The organism is ANME-2 cluster archaeon (genome assembly GCA_019429385.1).
GTDB lineage: Archaea > Halobacteriota > Methanosarcinia > Methanosarcinales > Methanocomedenaceae > Methanocomedens_B.
Genome location: JAHYIS010000045.1, coordinates 1 through 16,226 on the forward strand (window position 1 = coordinate 1; position 16,226 = coordinate 16,226).

The 16,226-nt window shown below is 47.6% G+C and carries 17 protein-coding genes; 12 read left to right on the forward strand and 5 right to left on the reverse strand.

The window, feature by feature from the left end:
- Window positions 1-240 precede the first annotated feature (240 nt).
- A complete protein-coding gene (locus K0A89_11830; protein MBW6519176.1) occupies window positions 241-1,314 on the forward strand; it encodes a hypothetical protein in 1,074 nt (357 codons plus the stop codon).
- Window positions 1,315-1,416: 102 nt separating this feature from the next.
- On the opposite strand, the gene K0A89_11835 is transcribed toward K0A89_11830, so the two are convergent.
- Both K0A89_11835 and K0A89_11840 read right to left on the reverse strand, forming a co-directional pair.
- Window positions 1,417-1,938, reverse strand: a complete 522-nt coding sequence (locus tag K0A89_11835) for a hypothetical protein (GenBank protein ID MBW6519177.1) — start codon at window positions 1,936-1,938, stop codon at window positions 1,417-1,419.
- A 280-nt stretch (window positions 1,939-2,218) separates the two neighbouring features.
- On the reverse strand, window positions 2,219-2,614 hold the full coding sequence (locus tag K0A89_11840; protein MBW6519178.1) for a hypothetical protein: 396 nt from the start codon (window positions 2,612-2,614) through the stop codon (window positions 2,219-2,221).
- A gap of 61 nt (window positions 2,615-2,675) precedes the next feature.
- Here K0A89_11840 and K0A89_11845 point away from each other — a divergent pair, with 61 nt between their 5' ends.
- From K0A89_11845 to K0A89_11865, 5 genes are all read left to right on the forward strand, one after another.
- Window positions 2,676-3,545 (forward strand): DUF89 family protein, encoded by an 870-nt coding sequence (locus K0A89_11845; protein MBW6519179.1) that lies wholly within the window; start codon window positions 2,676-2,678, stop codon window positions 3,543-3,545.
- A gap of 34 nt (window positions 3,546-3,579) precedes the next feature.
- Window positions 3,580-4,632 carry a glycosyltransferase family 4 protein gene (locus K0A89_11850; protein ID MBW6519180.1) on the forward strand — a complete coding sequence of 351 codons (1,053 nt, stop codon included), beginning with the start codon at window positions 3,580-3,582 and terminating at the stop codon, window positions 4,630-4,632.
- Between the two features lie 57 nt (window positions 4,633-4,689).
- Window positions 4,690-5,724: a glycosyltransferase family 4 protein gene (locus tag K0A89_11855; protein MBW6519181.1), complete on the forward strand. Its 1,035-nt coding sequence runs from the start codon at window positions 4,690-4,692 to the stop codon at window positions 5,722-5,724.
- A 122-nt stretch (window positions 5,725-5,846) separates the two neighbouring features.
- Window positions 5,847-6,809: a DNA repair and recombination protein RadA gene (gene radA / locus K0A89_11860; GenBank protein MBW6519182.1), complete on the forward strand. Its 963-nt coding sequence runs from the start codon at window positions 5,847-5,849 to the stop codon at window positions 6,807-6,809.
- Window positions 6,806-7,489, forward strand: a complete 684-nt coding sequence (locus K0A89_11865; GenBank protein MBW6519183.1) for a phosphoglycolate phosphatase — start codon at window positions 6,806-6,808, stop codon at window positions 7,487-7,489. Before radA ends, K0A89_11865 begins: the two co-directional genes overlap by 4 nt.
- A gap of 62 nt (window positions 7,490-7,551) precedes the next feature.
- Here K0A89_11865 and K0A89_11870 read toward each other — a convergent pair whose 3' ends face one another.
- Both K0A89_11870 and K0A89_11875 read right to left on the reverse strand, forming a co-directional pair.
- Window positions 7,552-7,860 (reverse strand): PRC-barrel domain-containing protein, encoded by a 309-nt coding sequence (locus K0A89_11870; GenBank protein ID MBW6519184.1) that lies wholly within the window; start codon window positions 7,858-7,860, stop codon window positions 7,552-7,554.
- Window positions 7,861-7,878: 18 nt separating this feature from the next.
- Window positions 7,879-10,098 (reverse strand): CDC48 family AAA ATPase, encoded by a 2,220-nt coding sequence (locus tag K0A89_11875; GenBank protein ID MBW6519185.1) that lies wholly within the window; start codon window positions 10,096-10,098, stop codon window positions 7,879-7,881.
- Window positions 10,099-10,204: 106 nt separating this feature from the next.
- On the opposite strand from K0A89_11875, the gene larC reads away from it, so the two are divergent.
- Together larC and mfnA are read left to right on the forward strand one after the other, a co-directional pair.
- Complete coding sequence (gene larC / locus K0A89_11880) at window positions 10,205-11,425, forward strand: nickel pincer cofactor biosynthesis protein LarC (GenBank protein ID MBW6519186.1); 1,221 nt, start codon at window positions 10,205-10,207, stop codon at window positions 11,423-11,425.
- 38 nt (window positions 11,426-11,463) lie between these two features.
- Complete coding sequence (gene mfnA / locus K0A89_11885; protein ID MBW6519187.1) at window positions 11,464-12,594, forward strand: tyrosine decarboxylase MfnA; 1,131 nt, start codon at window positions 11,464-11,466, stop codon at window positions 12,592-12,594.
- Window positions 12,595-12,657: 63 nt separating this feature from the next.
- Here mfnA and K0A89_11890 read toward each other — a convergent pair whose 3' ends face one another.
- The gene (locus K0A89_11890; protein MBW6519188.1) at window positions 12,658-12,969 is read right to left on the reverse strand and encodes a transcription factor S; all 312 of its coding nucleotides are present in this window, start codon (window positions 12,967-12,969) and stop codon (window positions 12,658-12,660) included.
- Between the two features lie 207 nt (window positions 12,970-13,176).
- On the opposite strand from K0A89_11890, the gene K0A89_11895 reads away from it, so the two are divergent.
- The 4 genes from K0A89_11895 to K0A89_11910 form a co-directional block, all read left to right on the forward strand.
- Window positions 13,177-14,064, forward strand: a complete 888-nt coding sequence (locus K0A89_11895) for a DUF1616 domain-containing protein (protein MBW6519189.1) — start codon at window positions 13,177-13,179, stop codon at window positions 14,062-14,064.
- Between the two features lie 34 nt (window positions 14,065-14,098).
- A complete protein-coding gene (locus tag K0A89_11900; protein ID MBW6519190.1) occupies window positions 14,099-14,881 on the forward strand; it encodes a CPBP family intramembrane metalloprotease in 783 nt (260 codons plus the stop codon).
- An 11-nt stretch (window positions 14,882-14,892) separates the two neighbouring features.
- The gene (locus tag K0A89_11905; GenBank protein MBW6519191.1) at window positions 14,893-15,360 is read left to right on the forward strand and encodes a nucleotidyltransferase domain-containing protein; all 468 of its coding nucleotides are present in this window, start codon (window positions 14,893-14,895) and stop codon (window positions 15,358-15,360) included.
- A gap of 138 nt (window positions 15,361-15,498) precedes the next feature.
- Window positions 15,499-16,226 (forward strand): NAD-dependent epimerase/dehydratase family protein (locus K0A89_11910; GenBank protein MBW6519192.1); only part of this gene is annotated, 728 nt, incomplete at its 3' end.

Consider the following 16,226-nt stretch of genomic DNA (forward strand, 5'->3'; position numbering starts at 1 on the left):
GACTGCATACAGAATCCCTATCATCAGGATGGTCATGAAGGTAAAGTTCAGGGGTTCTTTGAGAGAACCTGACACGGCTATGTCCTGGTAGAACTGGCGGGGATGGGTGATGACGCTGCGGTCGGTGGTGAAATGGTTTATTGAGGAATGCTCCTGTGGGGGCATTGTAAGGAATTATTTAATCGACAGTATTCAAAATTGTTTGTAATTAATCCAATATTTTACTAAAATTTAAAATACGTGCATGAAGTTAGAAAGGAAGGTATGAGTAACAATTCAGTAAAATATGTGAAACATTTAATAAAGAAAGGAGAGGAAAATATGAAATGGGGTATTGGGTTAATAGTTTTATCTATATTTATGTTTTTGTTTATTTTGATGCCAGAGACTGCTGTATTTGAAGTGCCAGAAGGTGCTAAAACCTTTGAATCTCTCGGTTTATCCGAGACATTTAATGGTGATACCACAAAATATCAGACGAAAAATGTTGCTTTGAATATTGCTGAACCAAATGAGACTAAAATGCTAATTGTTACCTTCAGAAGGGATCGTTATTTTTATGCTGGAATATATGTTAATGGACTTCTTGCAACTGAAGAGGTTATTAAAAGAGGTAATAGTGAAACAACAATGACAATACCAGAGGCATTCATAAAAACAGGAAAGAATACAATATACCTGGAATTTACTGATTACCTAGAACAAAACAAGTTCAGCAGTTATCCTCTGACTATAGCCCCAAAATCATATTTCTTGTACGATTATCCGCCAAATAGAGATACTCAAACACAAGTTGAAACTCAACTTGATAGCATTGCATTTTCAATAATCGATAGTAAGAAATCTTCTGCAACATCACCTGAAATAACTATGGAGATTCTAAAAAATCAAAGCGACCCCAACACACTAATTTTTAGTGGTACAGCTTCAAGTGATAGTGGTATTGAGAGTGTAACTGTTAATGGGCAATATGCTGGTACTGAAAATTGGATTGCCCCAATTGAAGTTCGTGGTGATAATAACTATGTCGTTGTAATCAGGGATAATGGGGGCAATACAACAATACAAAATATTAGTTTAAGTAATCCTTCTTCTGAATCAAACCCTAATTATTTTTTAATAATAGCTACAATTATTTCTGCAATTATTGTTACAATTGGGACTATTGGTGCTGTAATTATCACTACTCAAAAAAAGAAGAAAAAGAAACAATCATCCAATTCCAAGTTGACGGAAGGAGGAAAAACGGGCCAAAACAACAAACATAAGATTAAGACAGCACCTCAATCAAAGAAGGATCAGAAAAAAACATGAGAACATCAAATCTACGAGCATCAGCTCGATGCCTGGATTTGAACGTTATAGCAAATTCATGGTAGTGAAAAAACTATCAAACCACACCCTTCAACCCCCACCTCAGTTAATATAACACACACTCCCCCTGTCAAATCCTTGTACCAGCTCCATCCTGAGATCCTTCGGTCTCCACGCCAAATCAGGATAGGCAAGGTTCGGGATAAATCGTGTAGGGTCCTGCGCCAGCTGCGTCGCAAGGTGCGATTCCCCCAGCACCGCGCTTGAGATATCGTACACCATCTGCCTCACCAGTTGCTCATCCAGGTATCCCAGTGAATGAATATACTCGTGCATCAGCACATGGAAGGCAAACGGCTTGTACAGTTCGGGTCGTGTCTCCTTTATTCTCTCAAGAGGGATCCTGTTCATCACAATGAAATTGGAACCCACAGTAAAGAATGCACCCACAAAACCCTCAGGACTGTTCCCCATGTCTGCAAGTCCCAGCATAAGCCCGGCGCGGCTCTTCATCCTGCGGTTCCATACTATTTCCTTCACGAGCTCAAAGATATCGGCCAGGGTGCGCGCACCATCGAGGCGGGCGGGGAAATCTGACCATTTTCCGGTCTTGCTTGTTCTCATAATTAACCTTTGATATGTAATTCGTATGATTACGAACATTATATATGTTGATGCTTCAAAGGTAAATAATTATTGGTCTGACCTTGAAATATAATCCGGAATTGGATTAAGATCTCAACTTTCTCAGACGAATACGTATTTTAGAGAACAGCTTATGGTGGATTAAAAGTGTTGAAATGTCTTTCATTCAATCAAATGATAACTGCTCATTTTGCCAGATATAAACAAAGTAACTTACCCTTATCAGTCCAATTCACACTGAACATCTCATATCCCGTACTCAGGTAATATCAGCAGGTTCATCCGATTGTTTGGGTTCGCTCTTCTTCTCCCCTGTTTCTCCTTTCTCTTCAGCGCGCAGGTTCCTTGAAACTTTCTCCAGCTCATCGGCAATAGCATTCTTTGCGGTTCTGGCCTTTTTCGCGATATCCTTCTGGAATTCCGCAGTTTTTTCAGGTGATGCTTTTTGCGCCACTTCAGTACTGACCCCATAGGCAAGGGCACTCAGGGATATAAGCATATCACCAAAACCCTTCGCAGCATCCCGAACATTTTGCTCCAATGTCTGCGAGGAACCTTTCGTTTCAATATTCTTTATCGTCTTTTTAATATCGTCAAATTTCTTATCTGCAAATGCTTCCCACTCACTCGTGTCTTGAGGTTCTTGCTCCGACATATTTATCACCGATTGAGTATTGTCCCCCCACAGATATTAATATTGCTAAAGGTGGCCAGCATTGAAGATAAATCCCAGGTGTGTACATTGTCTCCTCTCAAGGGTCCATTACCAGGCCCTGTTGCTGACCGATGACGCCGACACGGTAAATGCTGCAGTAACGGCCGGCCTGGATGCATTGCAGCGCACCTACCGGCCGGGGGAGGCGGCAGCCAGGATATCCACAGCAGTTCACCGCAGCGCCTACCGGGCAATGGGTGACCGTGACCCGTATCTGGAAAAGAAAGTGTTGAGCAGGGAACTTGCAAAGGAAATAATGCCCCTGGCACGCTCGCTTGTGGGTGATGGAATATCTGTTGAAGGTTTCCGCCGTGCTGTTGTGGCCGCCACCATAGGCAACACCCTTGATTTCGGAGTGGACGGATTCGATGTGAACGAGCATGATTTCAAAGCTGAGTTCAGGCGGCTGTTCGACCGGGGTCTTGCGGTAGATGATACTGACAGGTTATTGCCGCTACTGGATAATGTGGTATATATTGCAGATAACAGCGGGGAGGTGCTGCTGGATACCCTGGTCATTGAACAGATAAAGGGCATGGGAGGCAGGGTGACGCTCGTTGTGCGCGGTGCGCCCATGCTGAATGATGCTACTATGGAAGACGTGGAGATACATGGTATTGAGGCACAGGTCGACCGGGTGCTTACCACCGGGTCGAACGCCATAGGTGTGTGCCTGGACGAGGCTCCGTCTGAACTGGTCGAGGCTTTTGGAAAGGCATCCCTTATCATCAGCAAGGGTATGGCTAATTATGAGACCATGTCTGAATATGGTTACAGGCCGATTGTCTATTTGCTGCGGACCAAATGCCAGGCAGTGGCAGATGACATGGGGCTGGATACTGACATTCTGGTGGTCAGGCTTGTTTTGTAAGGAAATTAACTATAACAATATTTTTCTATCATGAATGAGAAGTATAACCTCTATCATGACAACAGTCAACTATGTTATCGATAATGGCCTGGTAAATAGATTGACCACGCAGCGAAAATGGCTTGATTCCTATATACCTTCGGTGGTGAGGCGTATAAAGGAACAGGGGATTAATGTTGTATTTGACAGTGAATCGGATTTTGATGTTATGCACATCCATATTCCCATGACACTTGCCTACCGCCTGTCAATGAGTAACAATAATGGCAGCCACAAACCTTCCATATTCCACGGTCACATGACCGAAGATACATTTTTTGTTGGCAGTAAGGTCAAGTATTTTATCAGGCGGTGGTTCAGGAGCATTGCACAGAGGTCAGATGTCATCCTGTGCCCATCAGTATCGGCAGCAGAATATTATCGCAACATTCTTCCTGATGCAGATATCAGGCAGTTGAATTACGGCATTGACCTTGACAGGTATGCGTATTCATACCAGGAGAGGCTTGCATTCAGGCAGCGCTACGGCATTGAAGAAGACAGGACTGTCGTATCCTGTGTGGGCGGCGTACTACAGCGCAAAGGTATTGATGATTTCTGTGATATCGCCACTCGTTTTCCCGATATGCTCTTTATGTGGGTAGGCGGCAGTTTCTATAAAAACAGAGGTATGAACAGTTTATACGGCATGATATCCCGGGAGAACAGCATGGATGTTGCAAAGGTGCCAGAAAATGTCTTATTTACGGATTATACACTTGATGTACCGGCAGCCCTCTCAGCAAGCGATATTTTCTTTTTCCCGTCCCGGCATGAGACCCAGGGGCTTGCCCTGGTGGAAGCTGCGGCCAATTCGCGCCCGATAGTCGCCAGGGACCTGCCCGTGTTCAGGGAGTGGTTGACCCACGGTCACGACTGTCTTGTGGGAACGAACGTGGATGAGTTTACAGCGCTTATAAGATCACTGGCCAATGACAGGGAACTGGCAGACAGAATTGGTAAAGAAGCATGCCGGTCGGCCAGGAAACATCATGACATTGACAGGGCATCCGCATCACTGGCTAGGATTTACCGGGAACTGGCATGATAAGTTTTACTAAATAAGATATTGTTATTTGCTCTGGATAGAATGAGGTGGTTTGCAATGTCCGTTATTAACTATATTACTGACGAGAATACGGTAAACAGGCTGACAAATAACAAAGCCTGGCTTGGAACCTATATACCTGAAGTGACAAAGAGACTGGAAAAAATTGGATTTGACATCGTTTTTGATAGCCAGGAACATTTTGACCTGATGCATATACACATGCCGTTATACCGGGCCTATCGATTAATAAATGATAGTAAACGGGAAGACTTTCCCATCATTTACCACGGCAACGCCACAGAAGATACCTTCAGTGTGGGCAGGGGTACCAAACATTTGTTAAGGAAATGGTTCAAAAAGATAGCCGGTCATTCTGACCTTATTATATGTCCGTCCAGGTCGGCAGAAGAATATTACCGGGAACTTTTGCCTGGCCATGCTATCATGCAGTTGAACTACGGGATTAATCTGGACAAGTATCTTTATTCGGATGAAGCCCGGGCAGCTTTCCGGAAACAGTATGGTATCGGGGAAGATGAGGTGGTGGTTACCTGCGTGGGTGGTCTGTCGGTTCGAAAGGGAATAAAGGAATTCATCAACATTTCAAGGAGACATTCCGAGTTTCGATTCATGTGGGTGGGCGGGGAATATACCCAGCATCCTGGTATTGACCTCTTTTACAGTATGTTTGCAAGGGAGGGGGATTTCAGGGCCGAAGACGTACCTGACAATATCCTGTTGACAGGATATACGCACGATGTGCCTGGAGCGTTATCTGCCAGTGACATTTTTTTCTTTCCATCCAAACAGGAAACCCAGGGTCTTGCACTGGTTGAGGCGGCTGCATGTGGTCTCCCTATTGTCACCAGGGATTTGCCTGTGTTCAGGGAATGGCTCAGCCCGGGGCATGACTGCCTGATGGGCTCTACCGAACAGGAGTTTGAGATGAATATAGTGAAACTTGCCAGTGATACTGCTTTGAGGACGCAGCTTGGCACAGAGGCCCTGAAATCTGCACAAGCACATCATGATATTGAAAAGACAGCATCAAGACTGGGTGTGATATACAGGGAATTGTTGCAGTCATAGAATACTTTCACTCCGCTTACCCCAGGTTTATATTGATGGGAATAGTCATAGCTGTTAATTGTGCACCAAGATACAAAATAACCGTGCACCAGGAGAAATGAGAGATGGATGACAAGATAACAATGATCGAGGAGCTGCCCGGAGTCGGACCGGCCACGGCAGAAAAGTTGAGAGATGCTGGATTTACTACCATAGAAGCCATAGCAGTGGCATCGCCTGCAGACCTTGCACTCAATGCTGATGTCGGAGAGGCAACCGCGTCCAAGATAATTATTGCTGCAAGAAGCGCGGCAGATGTGGGCGGATTCGAGACCGGCGATATGGTACTTAACCGTCGCAAACTGGTGGGTAAACTTACCACTGGTTGTACGGGGTTTGATGAACTGCTGGGCAAAGGGATCGAGACCCAGGCTATCACTGAATTTTACGGGGAGTTCGGGTGCGGCAAGACCCAGATAACCCACCAACTTGCAGTTAATGTCCAGCTTGGCGCCGAGCATGGAGGATTGGATGGTTCAGTGATCATGATAGATACTGAAAACACCTTTCGGCCCGAGAGGATCGCCCAGATGGTTGCAGGAACTTCACACCGTACCGGTGAAGACTATGAGCCGGAAGAGTTCTTGAAGAACATCCATGTGGCGCGGGCGTACAACTCCAACCACCAGATACTTCTTGCAGAATCGGCGAACCAGCTGGCACAGGAGTTAAAGGAAACCGGCAAACCTGTACGTCTGTTGATCGTGGATTCCCTGACCGCTCATTTCAGGGCAGAGTATGTGGGCCGGGGTACCCTGGCGGACCGGCAGCAAAAACTGAACAAACACATGCATGAACTGTTGAGGTTCGGTGACCTGCACAATGCTGCGGTGGTAGTGACCAACCAGGTCATGTCCAAACCGGATGCCTTCTTCGGTGACCCCACCAAACCTATCGGCGGTCATATCGTGGGCCATACTGCCACGTTCAGGCTATACCTGCGCAAATCCAAGGGTGAAAAGCGTATTGCCAGGCTGGTAGATTCGCCCTGTTTGCCTGAAGGTGAAGCAGTGTTCTCTGTGACCATGGAAGGACTGACAGATTGAAAGCAGTAATTGTTGATATTGACGGAACACTTACCGATGAGAGCAGGCGGCTTGACCTGGCCGCTGTTGCCGTCATCAGGAACCTGGATATTCCGGTAATACTGGCCAGTGGTAATGTGCTTTGCTTTGTAAAATGTGCCACAAAGCTCATCGGTACCTTTGATATTATGATAGCTGAGAACGGCGGCGTTATTTCGTCGGGTTTTGACGGTCCGGTTCATATAAAAGGAGATCGCCCGCGGTGTGCAGACGTTCTCGAGATGCTGCGCAGCCACTTCGAACTTGAGGAACTTGACGCTTCCTACCGGCTTTCAGATGTAGCATTGCGGAGAAATTTTGACGTTGAAGCAGCGAGGCATATCCTTACAGATGAAGGGATAGGGGACATGGAGCTGGTTGATACTGGTTTTGCCGTGCATATCAAATCCATGGATGTGAATAAAGGTACAGCATTGTTGGAAGTGGCAGCATTGATGGGACTGGATGCAGGGGATATTATGGCGATTGGGGATTCTGCCAATGATATTGAAATGTTGCAGGTAGCAGGCCTGGGTGTAGCTGTGGGAAATGCCAATCCTGCACTGAAAAATATTGCTGATATGGTTACATCAGGTAGATACGGTGCCGGCGTGGTAGAAGCACTGGAATATGCAAACAGCTCATCCTTTTGGTCATATTAACTTGAAAGGATAATGAATTTCTTTATGGAAGGAAAAAAAATCATCTGATAATGCCGGATAAATTAACGCGGAGATATTCCCTTCTCAACCTTCGTTTTGCTTTCCACTTCCACACGGCCTTTGGCCTTTGACAGGTTCTTGTCTACAACAACATAGTCCTTGATGGACCGAACCGAGTCAAAAGGTACAAGTACGAACTCGTCCTGCACAAAATATTTCTCTTTGTCGAGTGCAATATCAGGTTTGATCACCAGGTCTATGACTGTTCCGGTACGGACATCTATTACAAAGTTGTTGAGTACTCCAAGCGTGATTCCATCTGAACTCATTACCTGTTTATCCCTTAGATTCCTGGCAAATATTCTCGTCATTGTTATCTCTTCCAAATTTTACCGATAACCTATATAAGACTTCTGTTCTTTTTTGACCCCACCCTTGAATTGTGTCTCAAGCTGCTGGTAATATTCTTTTATCTGTTCTGTAATGGCGGGCCTTACTTTTTTAAGAGCTGTCCTGAAATCGTTCATCTGGACACATTTCGTATTGAAATCAGTTCGCATGGCCAATAAGACTGCCTCACGGCATATCGCTTCCAGGTCAGCACCTACATATCCTTCAGTTGCATCTGCAATCTCGCCCAGGTCAACATCTTCGGACATGGGTATATTTCGAGTGTGTATCCTGAGCACCTCCTCACGCCCATTCCGGTTGGGGGGTCCGATTAATACTGCCCTGTCAAACCGGCCTGAGCGTATCAGGGCAGGGTCTATCAGTTCGGGCCTGTTGGTGGCAGCTACAACAACCACATCCTTTAACACTTCAAGCCCGTCCAATTCTATCAACAACTGGTTAACTACCCGTTCCATGGCCTGGCTGCTCCCATCTGTTCCCCTGGTGGGCGCAAGCGCATCCAGTTCATCAAAGAAGATGATACACGGAGCCACCTGCCTGGCTTTTTTAAACACTTCCCGGATAGCTTTCTCGCTTTCCCCCATCCATTTTGAGAGTAGTTGCGGGCCCCTGATACTGATGAAATTTGCACTGGTCTCTGTGGCAACAGCTTTGGCAATGAGCGTCTTACCGGTGCCGGGCGGCCCGTAGAGCAACACTCCTTTTGGCGGCATGATACCCATTTCTTTAAATCGTTCGGGATGGCTCAATGGCCATTCAATGGTTTCCAGTATTTCCTGCCTGCTCTGTTTCAGGCCGCCAACCTCATTCCAGAGTACCGAGGGTACTTCAACCATGACCTCACGCATGGCTGAGGGTTCCACCTCCTTCAAGGCATTATCAAAATCAGATGCTGTAATTATCATTTCATTGAGCACTTCGAGTGGAATTTCCTGTTCAAGGTTGAATTTGGGCATATAACGCTGCAAGGTCTTCATTCCTGATTCTTTGCACAGGGCTGCTATATCTGCCCCTACAAATCCGTGGGTTAAGTTGGCCAATTCCTCGAGATTCACGTCCTCATGAAGAGGCATGTTCCTGGTATGTATCTGGAGTATTTCCAGCCGGTCATCCCGGTCAGGCACACCAATCTCGATCTCCCTATCAAAACGACCCGGACGGCGCAATGCCGGGTCAATGACATTTACTCTGTTTGTTGCACCAATGACCATTACCTGGCCACGGTCTTCAACTCCATCCATCATGGTTAGCAACTGGGCAACTACCCTGCGTTCCAATTCGCCGGTGGAATCAGCTCTCTTACTTGCAATAGCATCCAGTTCATCAAAAAATAATATACTCGGAGCGTTATTTGCCGCTTCTTCGAATTTTTCCCTTATTTTTTGTTCGCTCTCCCCATAGTGTTTACTCATGATCTCCGGCCCTGCAATAAAATAAAAATTAGCCCCGCTCTCATTGGCCACAGCCTTTGCTATCATGGTCTTACCAGTTCCCGGCGGCCCGTGCATCAATACACCCAGCGGTGGTTTGATACCTAATTGTTCGAACACTTCTGGATGTTTCAGGGGCAGTTCCATCATCTCACGCAGGCGCTGGATCTGGTCACTGAGTCCGCCAAGGTCTTCATATGATATTCCAGTGCCTACAATAGTATCGAAACCTTTGGCCGGTTTATCCCGTATCTCGATCTCGGTTTGTTCTTTTATGACCACTGCAACGTCTGGTTCTACTTCAACAGCAATCAGGTACATTGCCTGGCCGGGGCCGGTCTGGCTAAAAATGGGATGCGTAGTACTGCTTAACAACGGGATTATATCGCCCTTTACTATTGGCCGTTTGATCATCTGTCGTTTGACAAGATTACCTACTTCACCCCCGAGTTTGATCTTCTCACCCTCGGCCGGTGCAAGTACTACTCTCTTGGCAACAACAGGTTCAGTTTTGGCAATGTTCAGATGGTCCCCCATACCAACACCTGCATTCAGGCGGGTGGTTCCGTCAATTCTTATGATCTGCTTCCCCCAGTCCTGGCGCTCTGCCCTCCATACCCTGGCTGCCGTGGTTTTTTTACCTTCAAGAAGGACAACATCCCCCACAGATATCTGGAGCTTCTGGACTGTGGCAGGGTCGATACGTGCAATGCCTTTTCCTGAATCTAACGGGTACGCTTTTTCTACTTTTAACTGGTTATGGTCCAAAGTGTAACATCCTATATCGCAGAATTAATGTATTGTATTATGGTTATTAAATAGATATAAGTATTTTTCCAATCAAACCAGTCAAAAAACCAATGTGGAAGACAATATGAACCCCTCATCCAAAATCTTAGTGTTCGACCCTTTTATGGGCGCTTCAGGTGACATGGTTATCGCAAGCCTGTTGAACCTGGGGGCGGATACCTCAAAAGTAGTGCAGGCAATGGAGTCAGCAGCTGATGTTTCAGTAGCACTGTCAGATGTGAAAACCGGGCATATCATGGCGACCCGCATAGACGTTGCCCAGCACTCCGATACCAGGTTGAAGTATCACCAGATGACAGATCAGATCCGTTCGGCAGGACTGCCCCGGGCCGTAATGGAAGATGCACTGGGTATACTGGAACTGATGGGACGAGCGGAATCCCTTGTCCACGGCAAACCGCTTGAAGAGTTGCATATGCATGAGATGGGGCAGCAGGATGCCATTGCTGATGTCGTTGGCGCTTCGGCAGCTTTTCATGCTCTTGAAATGACCAGTGCACAGGTATTATGCATGCCGGTAGCCGTGGGCGGCGGATATGTTGATACTTCCCACGGCACATTACCGGTTCCTGCTCCTGCCACTCTTGCAGTGCTTAACTCTTCAAAACTGGTATGGCGGGGCGGGCCTGTGGAGCATGAATTGCTTACTCCTACAGGGGCAGCCATCCTGGCGTATCTCACGCAGCACGATGGCACTACCTGTACTGTCTATCCACAGATGAACTCATCAGGCACAGGGTACGGGGCGGGTTCAAAAGATGTGGGTATGCTCAACATGCTGCGTACTGTAATGGGTGAATCTGATCCTGCCCTTGTCATCGACCATGTCGAGATGCTGGAGACCAATGTAGACGATGTGACCGGGGAAGTGCTGGGTTACCTGGTACAGGAATTGATGGATGACGGAGCCCTGGACGTGTCGGTGATACCTGCAACCATGAAGAAAGGACGCAGCGGGTCACTGATAAAGGTGGTATGCAGGACCGGGGATTCACACAGGCTGGCCCGCAGGATCATGGTAGAGACCGGCAGTCTGGGTGTAAGGCTGGTACCGGTCAGGCACAGGTTGACTGCCAGGCGTACCATGCTCCAGGTGGATATCGATGTGGCAGGTAAGCCGTACAGGGTCAGGGTAAAGACGGCCTGTGACACAGGGGGCCGCATCATTGGGATATCAGCAGAGTTCGAAGACTGCAAACTGGTCGCAGGCTCATCCGGTATCCAGGTAAAAGATATTATCCGCAGGGCAGAAGAGGTTGCAAGAGTGCAGCTGGAGTTAGAATAGAATTATTTAACATCTATATTGACGCTAATGTGCTTCAGATGAGAGACAAGGGTGAAAGCGAGCATGATGTACTGGAGCAGCTTTCGGCTTACAGGGCGAGGGACACACCGTATGACAGGGTGCTCAGCGCCATGTGTACTCGCCCACATCCGATAGCGGTCAGGGCCCATGATATGTTCATGGAAGCCAACCTGGGTGATGCCGGGCTGTTCAAGGGAGCGCATGAACTGGAATATGAAGCTATCGCCATGCTGGGTGGGATGCTGGGGGACCCTGGAGTCTCCGGATACATCACCACGGGGGGTACCGAATCCAATATTCAGGCCATCCGAGCTGCCAGGAATTCAGGTATCAGCAAAAATCCCAATATCGTGGTTTCCGAGTCGGCCCATTTTTCATTTGATAAGATAGCCAACCTGCTCAGGGTGGACGTGAGGAAGGCAGAACTGGATGAAGAGTTCAGGGTGGACCCTGCATCCGTGGAAGCCCATATAGACGATAACACGGTAGCCCTGGTGGGTATTGCCGGTACTACCGAGTTCGGGCAGATAGACCCCATCAGGGAACTGTCAGATATGGCACTGGAACGTGGGATTTTCCTGCACGTGGATGCAGCGTTCGGGGCTTTTGTCATACCTTTCCTTGACAAGACATACGATTTTGATTTCAGGCTGCCAGGGGTATCTTCAATGACAGCAGACCCTCACAAGATGGGCCTGTGCACTATACCGGCAGGCGGATTGCTGTTCAGGGACCGTTTGCACCTGCACGAACTGCGCACGCATACGCCGTACCTGACTATTGATACACAATACTCGTTGAGCGGTACCCGAAGCGGGGCGGTTGCGGCGGCTGCTTATGCTGTTATGCGACACATGGGTTTGGAAGGATACCGTAATACTGTGGACCATTGCATGAAGATGACCCGCAGGCTGGTCGAGCGGGTCAGTGAGTTCGGGGTTGAGCCGTTGATAGACCCTGTGATGAACGTGGTGGTGCTTGATGTGGGAGATACTGCAAAGGTGAGGAAGTCAATGTCACAGAAGGGGTGGTATACTTCAATAACGCGCAGTCCCTTTGCTCTGAGATTGGTAATTATGCCGCATCTGAGCGAAAAAAGGCTGGAAGAGTTCCTTGATGACCTTGAACTGGTCTGCAGGGAACTATAGTTGTTTTAAGACCAGTTCTCACAATCAAACGTACATACCTGTCTAAAAAACAAGTTGAAAAAATCAGTCGTATTCCCGCCAGGTCCTGCCACACCGGGTACACCTGAAGAAACGAGTTTCACTTTCATCGGCTGACCTGAGCTGCCGCAGCCACCAGTAGGCCGTGTCGTTACCGCATTCCTCACACACGACTTTAGAGGTGGGCAGGCCTGCTGCTTCGTTTCCTTCTATAACGGTGACCTCTCGCTCCTTGAATACTTTTTTTTCGACAACACTTGCTCGTTTTGTTTTATCTTTTTCAAAGCTGCATTTCCTGCACTTCATTTTGCTGCCTGACGGCGTCATCATGCTCTTGCACTGGGGACAGAATTCCATGTTGTGTTACTTCCTGCTTTAATGATCAATACTATATGGTTAACAATGTATGGCTAACATGTTATGCTTAATGTGTGGTTACTATGTTATGCGTAAAATTGTATGTTTATTCCAATGTCAAGACATTGCTTAAGCATTCCGCATGCTACTGCGCAGTAATTTCATAATAATGTTTAAGTAGATTTGAATGTTATTACCTTCTCAATAATGTTTGATAGAAAAACCATTCCTGGTGACATATTAGTAGTTATTGTTCTGGTCATCTTGACCGCAGTTTTCATAGTAATTCCACCACTCAGTAACACATGGATCCGCACGGTACTGGGTCTTCCCCTGGTGTTGTTCCTGCCGGGATATGCATTGATAGCGGCACTGTTCCCGCACAGGGATGACCTGGACGGGATAGAGCGCACTGCCCTGAGTTTCGGCCTGAGCATTGCAGTGGTGCCGCTGTTGGGGCTGGGCCTGAACTACACACCGTGGGGTATCAGGCTGGTACCTGTACTGATCACCGTATCCATTTTTACGCTGGGGATGTGCGTTATAGCTGTGTACAGGCGTACCGAACTGCCAGAGAACGAGGCGTTCTTTGTCCCTTTCAGGGAAGCACTGCACTCCCTGCACCCGGAGGTGTTCTCAGATGAGCAGTCCGGCGTGGACAGGATACTGACGGTTATCCTGGTGGTGTCCATACTGGCATCGGTTGCAATGCTGGTGTATGTGGTCGCGACGCCAAAACAGGGTGAGATTTTCACCGAGTTCTATATACTGGGACCGGAGGGAATGGCTGATGATTACCCCACCCTGTTCAACCTTAGCGAGAGTGGAATCGTGATCGTGGGGGTGGTGAATCATGAATATGCATCTGTGGAGTACACGCTGGATATAGCACTGGACAATGAATCAATCAATCCAAGGCAGCAGATGGTGCTGGTCCATAACCAGACCTGGGAGGAGTTTGTCACCTTTACACCGCCAACGATAGGGCAGGATATGAAGTTAGAGTTTTTGCTGTACAGGGATGGGAACTACTCGGCTCCGTACCGGGACCTGCATTTGTGGATAGATGTTACGGGTGGGATAAATGGAAGCTGAAATTGAGCAACCAAATGTTTCCGGACATGAGGTGATGTCAGAATACCGTCATCAAAAGACCCTGGTCGCGCTAACGCTGTGTTTTATTATGCTGGCCGAACTGTTGTTGTACTCGGGCAGGATGAAGTATGCGGTGTGGGTGCATGTACTGGTGTTGATAGGCCTGGGCGTGGCTACTATGCGGTTAAGCGAGAGCGACGTGTACAGGCCATTGCAGGCATTGATGTTGCTTCCGCTGCTGCGGCTGGTCAATATTTCTATGCCTGTTTTCTATGAAATGACGCTGTATTCGTATGTTTTTATTTATGGACCCCTGTTCATACCTGCGTATCTGGTGGTCGTTCACCAGAAATTCACATCTGCCCAGATCGGATTGATCAGGGGGAACCTGAAGGTCATTATTCCATTTTCCCTTGTGGTGGCTCTCGCCATTGCAGAGGGAGAGTATTATATCATCAGGCCGGGCTACCTGATACCTGACCTGTCACTCTGGAACCTGCTGAAAATCTCTTTTGTGATGATACTGTTCATTGGGCTTGTGGAGGAACTGGTCTTCAGGTCTATTGTACAGACCAGGCTGGAGGAGACGTTTGGCCTGTTCTACGGTCTGATGGTCACCAGCCTGATGTTCGGTATCATGCACTCGGGATATGGTACCGCGTATGAAATGGTGTTCACCAGCCTGGCCGGACTTGCTGTGGGTTACCTGTTCCAGGTGACCCGGAGCCTGCCACTGATAGCACTGACACACGGGCTGGTGAACGTGTTCCTGTTCGGGGTGATACCTCATCTGGGGCCGGGGCTGGGGCTGTTGTAGGAAAGGGGAGGATGAGCAGTCCGATAGAATTTAATATCTATGAAATATTCTATACGTTTAAAGGTAATTCTATGAAGGGACCTGAATTGAATGCAACGGTACAGCAGAAAGTATCAGATGTATGCCAGAGCATCATGGAGATGGGGGGAGAGAATGCAGGATTCATAATCTTATACGGCTCTGCTGCAAAAGGGAAAATGTCCGGTCTGTCTGATATCGATATTGCTGTTTATTATGCAGGTGATAAGGAGGAGAGATTTCAATTCAGGATGAAAATTCTCGGCAGGGTCAGTGATATATTTGACATCCAGACTTTCCAGGATTTGCCGCTCTCTATCCGGAAGGACATCATGTCATTTGGTGATATTATTTATTACAGGGATTATGCAGAATTATTTGAAATGAATAGGAAAATCATTCGGGAATATGAGGACTTTAAACCTCACCTTGATGTATATTATTCCTGTCTTGAGGTTTAACGATGGAGGAGTCTGATACGAACCATAATCCCTCAAATTTGGATGATTTTGTTGAGTTTTTCAATGTAATACGTTCATACCTGAAAGGTATGAGACCATCCGTTTCTTCTCAGAATTAAGTATTTCAGGTGAAAATATATGAACATACTTGTTACAGGAGGAGCAGGCTTTATCGGCTCACATATAGCGGAACATTTTTCGCTGGCAGGTTATGATGTAACCGTGCTTGACAACCTCTCAACCGGTTACCTGCACAATATACCGGACAGTCCGAATATCACATTTATCGAGGGAGACATCTGTGACCCGGAAGCAGTGGAAAAAGCAGTTGCCGGAAAGGATTACGTGTTCCACATGGCTGCAATGGTATCGGTCCCGCTGAGCTGCCAGCACCCGGCAGAAGCGTTCCAGAACAATACCCTGGGCACGTTGAACGTGCTTCAGTCATCACAGGCAGCAGGCGTGAAAAAGGTGGTCATTGCTTCATCTGCGGCGGTGTACGGCAATAACCCGGTCCAGCTCAAGCAGGAGGATATGCTGCCCGAACCCGCATCGCCGTATGCCATCTCAAAACTGGATTGCGAGTACCTGGCCCGGATGTTCAACGATAGGGGGCTTCGCACTACGTGCCTGCGGTATTTCAATGTATACGGGCCGCGGCAGGACCCGGGATCGGCCTATGCGGCAGCGATCCCTATCTTCATGTCCAGGGCTCAGGCGGGCGAGGACCTGGTGATATACGGGGATGGCGAGCAGACCAGGGATTTCGTTCATGTGTCTGATGTGGTGCGCGCGAATGTCGCTGCTCTGGAACATGGGGACGGGGGAGTGTTCAATGTGGCTACGGGGTGCAGTGTGAGCATCAA